The organism is Nocardioides lacusdianchii (assembly GCF_020102855.1).
In the GTDB taxonomy this organism is placed as follows: Bacteria; Actinomycetota; Actinomycetes; order Propionibacteriales; family Nocardioidaceae; genus Nocardioides; species Nocardioides lacusdianchii.
In genome coordinates this window covers 19486-33580 of the sequence record NZ_JADHZD010000010.1, presented here as the reverse complement: position 1 = coordinate 33580, position 14095 = coordinate 19486, and the positions used below count along the sequence as shown (strand labels likewise).

13 protein-coding genes are annotated in these 14095 nt (G+C 71.6%); 9 read left to right on the top strand and 4 right to left on the bottom strand.

Features of this window, described 5'->3' with window-relative positions; genetic code table 11:
- Positions 1-4 precede the first annotated feature (4 nt).
- From IRX98_RS14730 to IRX98_RS14720, 3 genes are all read right to left on the bottom strand, one after another.
- Complete coding sequence (locus IRX98_RS14730; protein WP_224277981.1) at positions 5-307, bottom strand: hypothetical protein; 303 nt, start codon at positions 305-307, stop codon at positions 5-7.
- Between the two features lie 61 nt (positions 308-368).
- A complete protein-coding gene (locus tag IRX98_RS14725; protein ID WP_224277980.1) occupies positions 369-836 on the bottom strand; it encodes an NUDIX domain-containing protein in 468 nt (155 codons plus the stop codon).
- Positions 837-856: 20 nt separating this feature from the next.
- Positions 857-1075, bottom strand: coding sequence for an antitoxin (locus IRX98_RS14720; RefSeq protein WP_224277979.1), 219 nt, complete (start codon positions 1073-1075; stop codon positions 857-859).
- Between the two features lie 77 nt (positions 1076-1152).
- Between IRX98_RS14720 and miaA the strand changes: the two genes are divergently transcribed.
- The 7 genes from miaA (at position 1153) to hflX (ending at position 9152) form a co-directional block, all read left to right on the top strand.
- Positions 1153-2067, top strand: coding sequence for a tRNA (adenosine(37)-N6)-dimethylallyltransferase MiaA (gene miaA, locus IRX98_RS14715; RefSeq protein ID WP_224277978.1), 915 nt, complete (start codon positions 1153-1155; stop codon positions 2065-2067).
- A 61-nt stretch (positions 2068-2128) separates the two neighbouring features.
- Positions 2129-2644, top strand: a complete 516-nt coding sequence (locus IRX98_RS14710; RefSeq protein WP_224277977.1) for a dihydrofolate reductase family protein — start codon at positions 2129-2131, stop codon at positions 2642-2644.
- A 77-nt stretch (positions 2645-2721) separates the two neighbouring features.
- Positions 2722-4569, top strand: a complete 1848-nt coding sequence (gene ggt, locus IRX98_RS14705) for a gamma-glutamyltransferase (protein ID WP_224277976.1) — start codon at positions 2722-2724, stop codon at positions 4567-4569.
- 28 nt (positions 4570-4597) lie between these two features.
- Positions 4598-5383: a diaminopimelate epimerase gene (gene dapF, locus IRX98_RS14700; protein WP_224277975.1), complete on the top strand. Its 786-nt coding sequence runs from the start codon at positions 4598-4600 to the stop codon at positions 5381-5383.
- A 59-nt stretch (positions 5384-5442) separates the two neighbouring features.
- Positions 5443-6219 carry an SDR family oxidoreductase gene (locus IRX98_RS14695; RefSeq protein WP_224277974.1) on the top strand — a complete coding sequence of 259 codons (777 nt, stop codon included), beginning with the start codon at positions 5443-5445 and terminating at the stop codon, positions 6217-6219.
- 66 nt (positions 6220-6285) lie between these two features.
- Positions 6286-7449, top strand: a complete 1164-nt coding sequence (locus tag IRX98_RS23540; RefSeq protein ID WP_308045099.1) for a thrombospondin type 3 repeat-containing protein — start codon at positions 6286-6288, stop codon at positions 7447-7449.
- A gap of 101 nt (positions 7450-7550) precedes the next feature.
- On the top strand, positions 7551-9152 hold the full coding sequence (hflX, locus tag IRX98_RS14685; protein ID WP_224277973.1) for a GTPase HflX: 1602 nt from the start codon (positions 7551-7553) through the stop codon (positions 9150-9152).
- 54 nt (positions 9153-9206) lie between these two features.
- On the opposite strand, the gene IRX98_RS14680 is transcribed toward hflX, so the two are convergent.
- Positions 9207-11357 (bottom strand): M14 family metallopeptidase, encoded by a 2151-nt coding sequence (locus IRX98_RS14680; protein WP_224277972.1) that lies wholly within the window; start codon positions 11355-11357, stop codon positions 9207-9209.
- Positions 11358-11539: 182 nt separating this feature from the next.
- Between IRX98_RS14680 and secD the strand changes: the two genes are divergently transcribed.
- A complete protein-coding gene (gene secD / locus IRX98_RS14675; RefSeq protein ID WP_224277971.1) occupies positions 11540-13828 on the top strand; it encodes a protein translocase subunit SecD in 2289 nt (762 codons plus the stop codon).
- Between the two features lie 32 nt (positions 13829-13860).
- Positions 13861-13992, top strand: coding sequence for a hypothetical protein (locus tag IRX98_RS23140; protein WP_268928995.1), 132 nt, complete (start codon positions 13861-13863; stop codon positions 13990-13992).
- Positions 13993-14095 lie beyond the last annotated feature (103 nt).

The following is a 14095-nucleotide window of genomic DNA, read 5'->3' as shown; positions in this document are numbered from 1 at the left end:
CCGGTCAGGCAGGAGGCTCCGGCGACCCGTCCTCGGCCTCCTGGCCCGCCTCGGGCGAGCCGTCGGAGGATTCGGAGTCGTCGGACTCCTCGTCCGGCGCCTGCGACTTGTCGTCGGCCTCGGCGATCTCGTCGGGCAGCACGTCGTCGACGGCGGGGTTGTCGTCGGGGTCGAGGTCGCGGGCCAGGCCGTTGTCGGCAGGGTCCTCGTGGAGCGCGTCCACCCCTCCGGGGACCAGCTGGGGCTCCTCGGCGTAGGGCTCGGGCATCGGGCTCAGCTCGTCGTTGCTCATCGGGTTCCCTCCCATGGGTCGATCCTGCATCTTGGCCGCCTGCATCATGTCGCGGCCACCCCCGAGGGGCGGGGCCTCACCCTGCCGGGCGGTCCCAGCCGAAGGTCAGGTAGCCCACGCCGGCGCCGAGGTGGGCCAGCGCGTGCGCCTCGTGCGGCACCGTCGGCGAGGGGAGGGCGTCCAGGGCGAACCACCCAATCCCGGCGCACTTCTCCGGCTCCACGACCCGCGGCTCGCCCACCCACGAGCGTGCGGTGAAGAACCAGTCGACCCGCTCCTCGATCGCCGCAGCGTGCTGGGTGCGCTGCATCGTGAAGGCGAACTCCAGCGCGACGTCGGTGATCCCGAGCTCCTCGAGCGCCTCGCGGCGCGCAGCGTCGTACGCCGTCTCGCCGCGCTCCACGTGCCCGGCCGCGGCGGCCGCCCAGTGGCCGGGCATGTAGGGCACCGGGCCGCGCTGCTGGAGCAGCACCTCGGTGCCGCCGACGCCGTCGCGCAGGAGGTAGACGTAGGAGGCGGGGACGAGGGCGAAGCGGTCGGTCACGCCGCCAACCTAGGCGTGGCTCAGCGCGCGGTGCCCGGCGGGATGTCGTCGTTCTTGCCGTCGAGCTGGTCGAGCGCGTCGCGCGCCTTGCCGGTGGCCTTGTCGATCTTGTCGGCGTGCTTGCCGCCGGTCTTGTCGTTGACGACCGCGCCGGCCTTGTCGATGCCCTGGGCGATCTTGTCGCCGTGGTCGTCGACGGCCTGCGTGAGCTTCGCCTTCGCCTTGTCCAAGAAACTCATGAGCGTCCCTCGCTTCATCCGCCCACCCCGGCGGGTGGGTCCTGCTGCGAGCGTAGCCGTGCTGGGACAATGGGCCCATGCCTCAGCCGATCGTCGCCCTCGTCGGCGCGACGGCGTCCGGCAAGACCGGGTTGAGCCTCGACCTCGCCGAGCGCCTCGGTGGCGAGGTGGTCAACACCGACGCCATGCAGGTCTACCGCGGCATGGACATCGGCACCGCCAAGCTCCCCGAGGCCGAGCGCCGCGGCATCGCCCACCACCTGCTCGACGTCCTCGACGTCACCGGGACCGCCACCGTCGCGATCTTCCAGGAGTGGGCGCGCGACGCCGTCGCCGACATCCGCGGTCGTGGCGCCGCCCCCGTCCTGGTCGGCGGCTCCGCGCTCTACACCCGCGCGATCATCGACCGCTTCGAGTTTCCCGGCACCGACGAGTCGCTGCGCCGCGAGCTCGAGGTCGAGCTGGAGCGCGTCGGCAGCCCCGCGCTCCACGCGCGGCTGGCGGGTGTCGACCCCGAGGCCGCGGGGCGGATCGAGCCCGACAACGGGCGCCGCGTCGTACGCGCCCTGGAGGTCATCGCGCTGACGGGTCGCCCCTACAGCGCCAGCCTCCCGCGCCTGGAGTACGCCGACCCGCTGACAGTGCAGGTCGGCGTCGACATCGACCGGCCGACCCTCGACGAGCGGATCGCGCGGCGGGTCGAGGAGATGTTCGCGTCCGGCTTCGTCGAGGAGGTCGAGGCGCTGCTGGCGCGCGGCCTCGGCGAGGGGCGTACGGCGCCGCGGGCGATCGGCTACCGCGAGGTGATGGGCTACCTCGCCGGCGACCGGACGCTCGCCGAGGCGGTCGAGCAGACCACCACCGCCACCCGCCGCTTCGCCCGGCGCCAGGACTCGTGGTTCCGCAAGGACCCGCGCATCGTGTGGGTCGCGCACGACGACCCCGACCGCGTGGAGAAGGCGGTCGAGGCGATCGACGCGCTCGTCCGCTGATCGGCGGAGTGCCGCAAGAACGGTCGGGCGCAGCACCCCGGTGCGCTGCGAGAGTGGTGCGATGGCGACGATCTACTACACCGGCTGCACCCTCGACGGCTTCATCGCGACCGACGACCACTCCCTCGACTGGCTGACCTCGCGCGACATCGACCCGGACGGGCCGATGGGCTACCCCGGCTTCCGCGAGCGCATCGGCGCCTGCGTCATGGGCGCCACGACCTGGCAGTGGATCCTCGACCACGACGACGACCCGTGGGGGCCGCTGCCGACGTGGGTGATGACGCACCGCACGTTCCCGGAGGCGCCGGCGAGCGTGCGCTTCGACCGCGACGACGTACGCCGTGTGCACGCCGCGATGACCGAGGTGGCCGACGGCAAGGACCTGTGGGTCGTGGGCGGGGGAGACCTCGTCGGCCAGTTCCACGACGCCGGGCTCCTCGACGAGGTGTGGCTGCAGTACGCCCCGGTCGCCGTCGGCAGTGGCGCGCCCGTCCTGCCGCGCCACGTCGAGCTGCACCTCGAGGAGGTCGCGCGCAACCGCGACTTCATGTGCGGGCGCTACACGGTCGTGTGAGACACCCCCGGGCGGACGTGGACAAGCCTGCGTGCCCGGGGCAGGGTGGACGGAACGACTCTCGGGAGGAACCCCCCATGCCCCACCTCGCCCGCCGCGTGAGCGCCACCGTGTCGGCCAGCGGCCTCGCCGTCGCGGCCGTCCTCGTCGGATCGCCGGCACCGGCCGAGCCCGCGAGCCAGACCGCTGTGTCGCAGCGCCCCACCGTCAAGGACCCGTTCGCGGTCGGCACCGGGGGCGCGATCAGCACGGTCGACCCCGAGGCCAGCGCGGCGGGCCTCAAGGTGCTCAAGGCCGGCGGCAACGCGGTCGACGCCGCCGTGGCCGCGGCTGCGACGCTGGGCGTCACCGAGCCCTACAGCGCCGGCATCGGCGGTGGCGGCTACTTCGTCTACTACAACGCCGAGTCCGGCAAGGTCCGCACCCTCGACGGCCGCGAGACCGCGCCGATGCGGATGCCCGACGACGCCTTCATCGACCCCGCGACGGGCAAGCCCTACAACTTCACCCCCGAGCTGGTCACCAGCGGCGCGAGCGTCGGCACGCCCGGCACCCTCGCCACCTGGGACAAGGCGTTGGCCAATTGGGGCACGCTGTCGCTGGCCGACGCCCTGGCCCCGGCCACCAAGGTCGCGCGCCGCGGCTTCCGGGTCGACGAGACCTTCCGCCAGCAGACCCTCGACAACGAGGTGCGGTTCGCGGCGTTCAAGGACACGAAGAAGCTGTTCCTGCCGAAGGGCGACGCGCCCGCGGTCGGCACGGTGTTCCGCAACCCCGACCTCGCCGAGACCTACGACCTCATCGCCCAGCGCGGCACCAAGGCGTTCTACCGCGGCAAGCTGGCCCGGCTGATGTCGGACGTGGTCCGCAAGCCGCGGACGACGAAGAACACCGCGCTGCCCGTGCCGGCCGGCTGGCTGACCGCGCGCGACCTGCGCGACTACCGGGTCCGGTCGCAGAAGGCCGCCCGCACCACCTATCGCGGCCACGACGTCTACGGCATGGCGCCGTCGTCCTCGGGCGGCACCACCGTCGGCGAGGCGCTCAACATCCTCGAGCGCTACGACCTCTCCGCGATGACGCCCGAGCAGGCGCTGCACCACTACCTCGAGGCCAGCGCCCTGGCGTTCGCCGACCGCGGCAAGTACGTCGGCGACCCGGCCTACGTCGACGTGCCGGTCAAGCGGCTGCTCGACGACACCTACGCAGCCGAGCGCGCCTGCTCCCTCGACCCGGCGAAGGCGGCCACCAAGCCGGTCGCGGCGGGCGACGTCACGGCGTACGACGGGGTGTGCGGCCCGGCGACCGCGGAGGGCACCACCGACGCCGACACCGAGAACATCTCCACCACCAACCTCACCGTCGCCGACCAGTGGGGCAACGTCGTGGAGTACACCCTCACCATCGAGCAGACCGGCGGCTCGGGCATGGTCGTGCCCGGCCACGGCTTCCTGCTCAACAACGAGCTGACCGACTTCTCGACCGTGTACGCCGCCGGCGACCCGAACCGGATCCAGCCGGGCAAGCGCCCGCGCAGCTCCATGTCGCCGACGATCGTGCTCAAGGACGGCAAGCCGTTCCTGGCGCTTGGCTCGCCCGGCGGCTCGACGATCATCACCACGGTCCTGCAGGTGCTCGTGAACCGGATCGACCTCGGCATGACGATCGAGGAGGCGATCGCGGCTCCGCGCGCTGCGCAGCGCAACACCGCGAGCGTGACCGCCGAGCCGGCGTTCATCGCGGCCTACGGTCCGGCGCTCACCGCCCTCGGGCACACGCTGGTCCCGGCCGGCGACGCGTTCACGAGTGCGGCGGAGATCGGTGCGGCCACGGCGATCGAGCTCGGTCCCCGCAAGCGGATGACCGCGGTGGCCGAGCCCAGCCGTCGCGGCAAGGGGTCCGCCAAGGTGGTCGACCCCCGCTGAACGCGGCGCCGCCTGCGACACTGGAGGCGTGAGCTACCCCTTCCTCAAGGGCCACGGCACGGAGAACGACTTCGTCGTGCTGCCCGACCCCGACGGCACGGTGCACGGCGACCTGTCCGCCGAGCGGGTGCGCGCGCTGTGCGACCGCCGTGCCGGGATCGGCGGCGACGGGGTGCTCCGGGCCGTACGCAGTGACGACGGCTGGTTCATGGACTACCGCAACGCCGACGGCTCGGTCAGCGAGATGTGCGGCAACGGCATCCGGGTCTTCGCCCGCTACCTCCACGACCGTGAGGGCGAGCCGTTCCCCATGCGCATCCAGACGCGCGACGGCGTCAAGACGCTGGACAGTGCCGGCGACGAGCTCACCGCCGACATGGGCGCCCCGCAGGTCTTCGAGGACACCACGGTCTCGGTCGGCGGCCGGTCGTGGCCCGCACGTCACGTCTCGATGGGCAACCCCCACGCCGTCGCGTTCGTCGACAACCTCGCCGAGGCGGGTCCGCTCCTCGAGGAGCCCGAGCACGACGACGGTGTCTTCCCCGAGGGGGTCAACGTCGAGTTCGTCGTACGCCGCGGCGAGCACCACGTCGCGATGCGGGTCCACGAGCGCGGGTCCGGCGAGACCCGCTCCTGCGGCACCGGTGCCTGTGCCGTGGCCGTGGTGGCCGCGCTCGCCGACGACGCCCCCCGCGGCACGGCGTACCGCGTCGACGTCCCCGGCGGCACCCTCCACGTCGTGTGGACCGAGGACGACCGGATCCTGATGACGGGGCCGGCCGTGCTGGTCGCCGAGGGCGTCACCGACCTCTGAGCCGAGCAGCGTCGACCTCCTGCGCCGGTCGCCGCTGGCCGGCTCATAGGATCCGAGCCATGGACATCACCGGATCCTCCGCCATCGTCACCGGCGGCGCCAGCGGCATCGGTGCCGCGGTCGCCCGCGCCCTCGCAGCCAAGGGCGCGATCGTCGTCGTCGCCGACCTCAACGCCGAGAAGGGCGAGGCCCTGGCCGCCGAGATCGGCGGCGTCTTCGCAGCGGTGGACGTGACACGGACCGATCAGGTCGCCGCCGCCGTCGAGGCCGCTGCGGAGATCGCCCCACTGCGTGCCTGCGTGAACTCCGCCGGCATCGGCTGGGCCCAGCGCACCATCGGCCGCGACGGGATGCTGGAGTCCGCCCACGACCTCGAGGCCTTCCGCAAGGTCGTCGAGATCAACCTGATCGGCACCTTCGACATGACCCGCCAGGCCGCGACCGTCATGAGCCGCAACGAGCCCGACGCCGACGGCCAGCGCGGCGCGATCGTCAACCTCGCCTCGGTCGCCGCCTTCGACGGCCAGATCGGCCAGGCGTCCTACTCCGCGTCCAAGGGCGGCGTGGTGGGGATGACGCTGCCCGTCGCGCGCGACCTGTCCGCCGCCGGGATCCGCCTCAACACCGTGGCGCCCGGCCTGATCGACACCCCGATCTACGACGCCTTCCCGAACCCCGACGAGTTCAAGGCCAACCTCGGCCAGAACGTCCTGTTCCCCAAGCGCCTCGGCCGTGCCGAGGAGCTCGCCAGCATGGTCGTGGAGTGCCTGACCAACTCCTACATGAACGGCGAGACGATCCGCGTCGACGGCGGCATCCGGATGCCCCCCAAGTGACACCGTTCCTCCGCCGGAGGATTGGACGCCCCGCCACGGGGTAGAGCGCGGGGCATGGGGATGCTGATGCGCGCAACGACAGTGCTCGCGACCGTGCTGGCGAGCACGGTCGTGGTGGGGGCGACGACCACGCCGGCGGCGGCACGGGTGGTGCCGTGCACGCAGACGTTCTACGGCTCGGGGAACGGCTCCACCACGGGGCCGTACAACCAGTTCGCCACCGGCACTGTCCTGGTCGACCAGTCGAGCTGGGCCGAACCCTATGCGCTGGTCACCGACGTGGATGTCACAGTCGTGATCGACAACGTCCAGTCCTACGGCGAGCCGGTCAGTGTCGAGGCACGGCTCCTGAACAGCTACGCCGAGACACGTCTGTTCGCCTACGAGGCCACGGACGAGCCTCAGATCGGACTGCAGCTGGACGACGAGGCCGATCCGCGACCGCGGGACGCCGTCTGGGGGCGATGGGCTCCGGACGGCTTCCTCGGGGCCTTCGACGGACGACCCGCGGCGGGGGACCTGTGGAAGATCGAGGTCCGAAGCCCGTCCTACGCCGGCGGTGCGAACGGCAGGTGGCGGGTGCAGAGCATCGAGCTGACGATCACGTCCACCGGGTGCGACTCCGACGGCGACGGGATCGTGGAGCACCGCGACAACTGCGCGTCGGTCGTGAACCCCGACCAGCGTGACCTCGACGGCGACCGCACCGGCGACGCGTGCGATCCCGACGACGACAACGACGGCGTCGCCGACACGGGCGACAACTGCCCCGGGACCGTCAACGCGGACCAGACCGACTGGGACGGCGACCGGATCGGCAACGCCTGCGACAGCACGCCGGGCACCGCGCCGGTGGCGCCCGTCCCGACGCCCACCCCGACCCCGACGCCCACCCCCGTCCCGACCACCAACCCGGTCCCGCCGACGACCGGCTGCACCGACAGCTGCGCCTACGTCCGCACGGTCGAGCTGCGGCACCGGGCCAAGCGGCACCGGTTCCAGGGCACCGTCGCGTCGGTGGCCGACGGCTGCCGGAGCTCGGTCCCGGTGACCATCTGGCGCAAGCGCTCCGGCGCCGACCGCAAGCTCCTCGTGGTGACGACGCGGGCCTCCGGCGCCTTCCGTACGCGTGCCCCGCGGGCGCCGGGGCGCTACTACGCCACTGTGGGCTCGGCCGCTGAACCCCTGTGCGGCACGGACCGCTCGCGCGTCGTCCGCGTGCGCCGCTGAGCCTCGCCCGGCCGGAACCTCGTCGTGCGGGCACGCGGTCTGCGGGCGCCTGCGCAAAGTGGTTCGCACAGCGGGGCGCGCCGACCTAGGCTGGAGGGCATATGACGAACGCACCTGCCAACCGACCGGCTCATGGCCCGGCCTCCGACTTCACCCTGCGTGACGCGCTCGACGCGACCCGCGGCTGGGACGACGAGGTCATCGAGCTCGACGGCGACCTCGACACCGGCCCGGCCACCACCGACGACGACACCGACGACGACACCGACGACGACTTCGAGTCCGGCTACGCCGACGACGCGGCGTACGACGAGTGGGACGACGCCGACCCCGAGGAGCTCACCGTCGGCGCCCAGGAGCTGGCCGAGCGCCACGCCCTGCGCCGGGTCGCGAGCCTGCGCACTGAGCTCGAGGACATCACCGAGGTCGAGTACCGCCAGCTCCGCCTGGAGAAGGTCGTCCTCGTCGGCGTGTGGACCGGCGGCACCGTCACCGACGCCGAGAACTCGATGGCCGAGCTCGCGCTGCTCGCCGAGACGGCCGGCTCCGAGGTCCTCGAGGCGGTCTTCCAGCGCCGCCAGTCGCCCGACCCGGCGACCTTCATCGGTCGCGGCAAGGTCGAGGCGATCCGCGAGATCGTGCAGGCCACCGGCGCCGACACCGTCATCTGCGACGGCGAGCTCGCCCCCAGCCAGCTGCGCAACCTCGAGGACAAGATCAAGGTCAAGGTCGTCGACCGGACGGCACTGATTCTTGACATCTTTGCCCAGCACGCGAAGAGCAAGGAGGGTCAGGCGCAGGTCGAGCTGGCCCAGCTGCAGTACATGAAGCAGCGCCTGCGCGGCTGGGGCGGCAACCTGTCGCGCCAGGCCGGCGGTCGCGCCGCCGGCGGTGACGGCATCGGTGGCCGCGGCCCCGGTGAGACCAAGATCGAGACCGACCGCCGCCGGATCAACACCAAGATCGCCAAGCTGCGGCGCGAGCTCAAGGAGATGCGCGGCACCCGCGAGGTCAAGCGCCAGTCGCGCCGCCGCAACCACATCCCCAGCGTCGCGATCGCGGGCTACACCAACGCAGGCAAGTCCTCGCTGCTCAACCGGCTGACCGACGCCGGGGTGCTGGTGGAGGACGCGCTCTTCGCGACCCTCGACCCCACCACGCGGCGTACGACGACCAGCGACGGCCGCATCTACACGATGTCCGACACCGTCGGCTTCGTCCGTCACCTGCCCCACGGCCTGGTCGAGGCGTTCCGCTCGACGCTGGAGGAGGTCGCCGACTCCGACCTGCTGCTGCACGTGGTCGACGGCTCCCACCCCGACCCCGAGGGCCAGATCGCCGCGGTGCGCGAGGTGCTCGCCGAGATCGGCGCCGACAAGGTGCCCGAGATCATCGTGATCAACAAGGCCGACGCCGCCGACCCGCTGGTGATCAGCCGGCTGCGGGCGCGCGAGCCGCACAGCGTGGTCGTCAGCGCGAAGACCGGCGAGGGGATGGAGGCGGCCCTCGCGACCATCGAGTCCGAGCTGCCGAGGCCGCAGGTGGAGTTCGACGTGCTGCTGCCCTACGAGCGCGGCGACCTGGTCAACCGGATCCACCAGGAGGCCGAGATCGGCTCCCTGGAGCACACCGGCGACGGCACGCTGGTCGTCGGTCGTGCCAACGCGGACCTGGCCGGCGAGCTGGAGGCGTACGCCCGCTGACGCGCCGACGGCCCGGAGCGTGGTGCCCCGGGCCGCCGCCTGCGGTGTCGGTGCCTACTCCTTGACGCGCTTGCAGGCGTTGCCCACGGCCACGCTCTCGCCGCGGTCGACGACGATCTCGCGGGTCGCCACGACGTCTCCGCGCCTGTCGGTGCAGGTGAGCAGCCATGCCTCGCGGGTGCCGGTCGGGCTGGGCGGGGTCGGCCCCTCGAAGGTGACCGCGCCCGACCAGTCGAAGTCGGCCGAGCCGCCCTCGTAGTTGTTGGCCTCCAGGGTGTACGTGCCCGGCTGCGGGTCGGGGATCCTGATCACCTCGGGGTTGGCCAGCGTGGCGCCGGAGCCGACCGGCTCACCGTCGGGTCCGGTGAGGAAGAAGTCCCAGTCCTGCGCCTCGGGATCGACCGCCGGCCAGTCGACCGTGACCACCATGTAGCCGTTGTCGACCTGGGGCAGTCCCTGGACGTCGAACGTCGTGAACTCGCTGGCCCTGCGGGCCGGGACCCCGACCGGGTTGTCCAGGGTGATCGCCGCCTGCGGGGGCGCCAGGGCGTCGCGGCCGGAGCGACCCATCACCAACGGCCGCGTCGAGGGGTTGACGTCGAGCTCGAAGCGTCCTCCGTCGGAGGTGTAGTCGGTGCGCAGCGTGTCGGTGAACAGCAGCGGGTCGCCGACCGCGCCGCCGGGCTGGATCACCGGGGAGGTCGGCGACGTCACGGTCTTGGACACGCTGACCGTGTGCTTGTCCGGCGCGGTGCCCGTGATCACCGAGTGCAGTGCCTCGTCGGCGGCCGCCTCGGTCGCGAGCCAGTACGCCTCGCGGTTGCCGCCGAGACCGGCGCTCTCCGCGGGCGCCTGGCCGAGGTACTCACCGACGACTGCCTCCTCGTAGGCCGGGTGGAACCCCTCGTCACCGATCTCGAACGTGTAGCCCAGACCACCGGTGATCCAGTAGCTCCAGTCCTCCGTGGACCCGGAGGTGTCGTAGAGCTGGTAGGACGCCTGGCTGACGTAGTCGTTCTCCGCCGCCATCGCGTCGCCGAGCGCCTTGAGCTGCGGCTCGTCGATCGCCAGCCCCGTCGCCGCGATGGCCGGCGGGCGCAGCACCAGGTTGCTGTAGGTGTGGTTGGAGATCATCACGGTCACGGCGCGCTCGGAGATGAGGCGGCGGACCGCGTCGCTCTCCGGCTCGCTGCCGGGGGAGTCCCCGCGATAGGTGTCGCTCGACCAGTTGGTGCTGGCCCCGCCGCCGCCCCAGAAGCCGGGGTAGTTGCGGTTGAGGTCGGTGCCGCGCAGACGACCGGCACGGTTGTCGGCGCAGGTGCCGGAGAGGTAGTCGGGAACCGTCGCGCTGGGCGCGGGCGTGTTGGCCGAGATCGCGCAGTTCTTGCGCTTCATCTCGTAGTCGAAGGTGGAGAAGTCCCCGCGGGGCGTGGCGCCGCGTGAGATCTGGAAGCCGTCCACGTTGACGACCGGCACGAGGATCACCCGCGACCGCGACAGCAGGTCGCGCGCCCGGTCGTCACCGGAGGAGTAGGACTGCAGGAGGTCGAAGGCGAACTCGATGGTGTGCTCCGCGCTCGGCCACTCGCGAGCGTGGTGGGCGCCCATCAGCAGGAAGACCGGCTTGCCGTCCTTGACGTCGTCGGCCCCGACACTCACCTCGATGCCTCGGATGTCCTCGCCGAGCACCGTCTCGTTGGCCAGCGTCAGCGGGCGGGTGAGGGAGGGGTATCGGCGAGCCAGCTGGTCGAGGTCGGAGAGGTAGTCGTCGTAGGTGCGGTAGGACGTACGCCCGCTGGGCAGTCCCGACTCCGCCACCGAGGCGGCGTACAGGCGGTCGACCTCGCGGTTCTTCTTGGTCAGCGCCTCGAGGTCCTTGACCTTGACCTTCCAGGTGAACCCCGCGTCACGCAGGGTCTGGGCGTCCTGCGCGTCGTGGAGGACCACCTCGATGCCGCGCTGGTCGGCGTGCTCGGTGACGTCGAGGCCGAGGGCGATCACCTCGTTGCGCCGGTCGACCGTGGGGGCCTTGACCATCACGATCTGGGTGGCGTCGCTGTCGGCGGTGCGGGCCAGCGGACGGGGGGTGTCGTCGCGGCCGGAGCTTCCGGTCGCGCCTGCGGCCGTGACGGCGAGCCCGGCTGCGACGAGGGCGGTGACGGTGGCCAGCCTGGTGGCGCCGGCGCGTGGGATGCGTGGTGACATGTGTTCTCCCGAGGGTGGATGTCCGCGGATAGTGCCGCGGTGTGACCCAGACAACACCCCGGGCGGTGTCCTGTCGATCCCTGACGGGTGGCGCTCCGCGCGGAACCTTCACCCCGAGCCACCCGTTGGGCAGTCCGTGCCCGGATTCGGGCGTTCGAAGTCGGTAGGGGAGTATGTCGCGCATGTCACGTGGTGTCTGGGTCCGCTTCATCCTCGTGCTCGGCCTCCTGGCCGCGTGCGCGGCGCTCGCCGTCAACGTCAAGCCCAACCTGGGCCTGGACCTCCGCGGCGGGGCGCAGTTCGTCTTCGAGGCCGAGGGCACCGAGCAGACGCCGGCCACGGCCGAGAACGTCGACAAGACCCTCGAGGTGCTGCGCGGCCGCGTCGACGCTCTCGGTGTCTCGGAGTCGACCCTCGTGCGCCAGGGCGAGAACCGGATCCTCGTCGAGCTGCCCGGCGTCACCAACGACGAGGAGGCGCAGGAGGCCGAGGAACGCATCGGCACCACCGCGAAGCTCACGATCCACGAGGTGCTCTCCGAGGCGCAGCCGGACGCCGAGCCCAGCGAGGAGGGCAACCTCGTGCTGCCGTCTGACCAGGGCGACACCCTCGAGATCGGTCCGACCGTCATCCAGGGCGAGCAGATCACAGGCGCGAGCGCGGTCCAGCGCGACCAGAGCGTCCAGTGGGTCGTGGCCATCGACTTCAACGGTGACGGCGGCAGCACCTGGGCCAGGATCACCGGCGAGGCCGCCTGCAACCCCCTGGGCGACCCGAAGCGTCGCATCGCGATCGTGCTCGACAACGAGATCATCTCCTCGCCCGAGGTCAACGAGGGCATCGGCTGCGAGGTCGGCATCCGCGGCGGCGCCACCGACATCACCGGCGACTACACCGCCGACAGCGCCAAGGACCTCGCCGCGCTCATCGAGGGCGGCGCCCTGCCGCTGGAGCTCCGCGCCATCTCCGACCGCCTCGTCGGCCCCTCGCTGGGTGCCGCAGCGATCGACGCCTCGATCGAGGCCGGCATCATCGGCCTGATCCTCACCGGCCTGTTCATCATCGTCGTCTACCGCCTCGTCGGTGCGATGGCGACCATCGCGCTGGCGTCGTACGCCCTGCTCGCCTACGCCATGCTCGTCGGCCTCGGCTCGACGCTGACCCTGCCGGGCCTCGCGGGCTTCGTGCTCGCGATCGGCATGGCGATCGACGCCAACGTGCTCGTCTTCGAACGAGCGCGGGAGGAGTACCAGGCCTACCCGTCCGCGGGCCTGCGCCGCGCCCTCCAGGTGGGCTTCAACAAGGCCTGGACCGCGATCATCGACTCCAACGTCACCACGCTCCTCGCGGCCGGGCTGCTGTTCTTCCTCGGCTCCGGCCCGATCAAGGGCTTCGGTGTCACGCTCTCCATCGGTGTCATCGCCTCGATGATCTCGGCGCTGATCATCGCTCGCGTGCTGTGCGACCTCGCCGTCGCCAACAAGGGTGTCAGCCGCAAGCCGGCGATCAGCGGTCTCGGCAACGTCGGCAAGGTTCGCACCTGGCTGGACCGCAAGGACCCCGACATCATGAAGAACCGTGGTCGCTGGCTGGCCGTGTCGGGCGCCGCGACGATCTTCGCCATCGCCGGCATCGCCGTCCAGGGCCTGAACCTCGGCGTCGAGTTCACCGGTGGTCGCCAGCTCGACTACGCCGTGAGCCAGGACATCACCGTCGAGCAGGCGCGGGCCGCCGTGTCCGACGCCGGCTTCTCCGAGGCCGTGGTGCAGACCGCCGACACCCCCGCCGACTTCACCGTCCGCACCGGCGAGATCAACAACGACGAGGAGCAGCGGATCGAGGACGAGCTGTCCGCGATCGGCGGCGACGTCTCCAAGATCGACGACCAGCTGATCGGTGCCTCCCTGGGCGAGGAGCTGCGCAACAACGCCCTCATCGCCTTCGGCGTCGCGTTCCTCGCCCAGCTGCTCTACCTCGCCTTCCGCTTCAAGTGGACCTTCGGCGTCTCGGCCGTCATCGCGATGGCGCACGACGTGCTGATCGTCGTCGGCATCTTCGCGTGGCTGGAGAAGCCGATCGACGGCATCTTCCTGGCCGCGGCGATGACGATCATCGGTCTGTCGGTCAATGACACCGTCGTCGTCTTCGACCGCGTCCGCGAGCGCTGGCAGGGCTCGAAGCCCGAGGACGACTTCAAGGCGCTGGCCAACAAGGCCGCGGTCGAGACGGTGCCCCGCACCGTCAACACCGGTCTCGGCACGATGTTCATCCTCGCGGCGCTCGCGATCCTCGGCGGCGACTCGCTGCGTGACTTCTCGATCGCGCTGCTCATCGGTCTGATCGTCGGCACCTACTCCTCGGTCTTCACCGCCACCCCGCTCGTGACCTACTTCCAGGAGAAGTGGCCGATGAGCCGGGTGAAGAAGGAGAAGGTCGAGCGCGGGCTCGAGGACTCCGGCGCCGTCGTCTGACCCGGTGACCGGGCGCGGCGTAGGCTGGCCGCATGTTGTGGTTCCTGCTGATCGTCGTGCTCGGTGTCGTGGCCTACCGCTACCGGGTGAAGATCCTGGCGAAGGTGCTCGGCCAGCCCGAGCGCCGCATCGAGCGCCAGATCGGGCGCAAGAAGAACTACTAGACGTCCGAGTTGGACGCGCGACGCACGGCATGCCGTGCGTCGAGCGGACCACGGTCCGCTCGACCCCGCCGGTGGACCGGCGCGTTGTGGATGGCGTACGCCG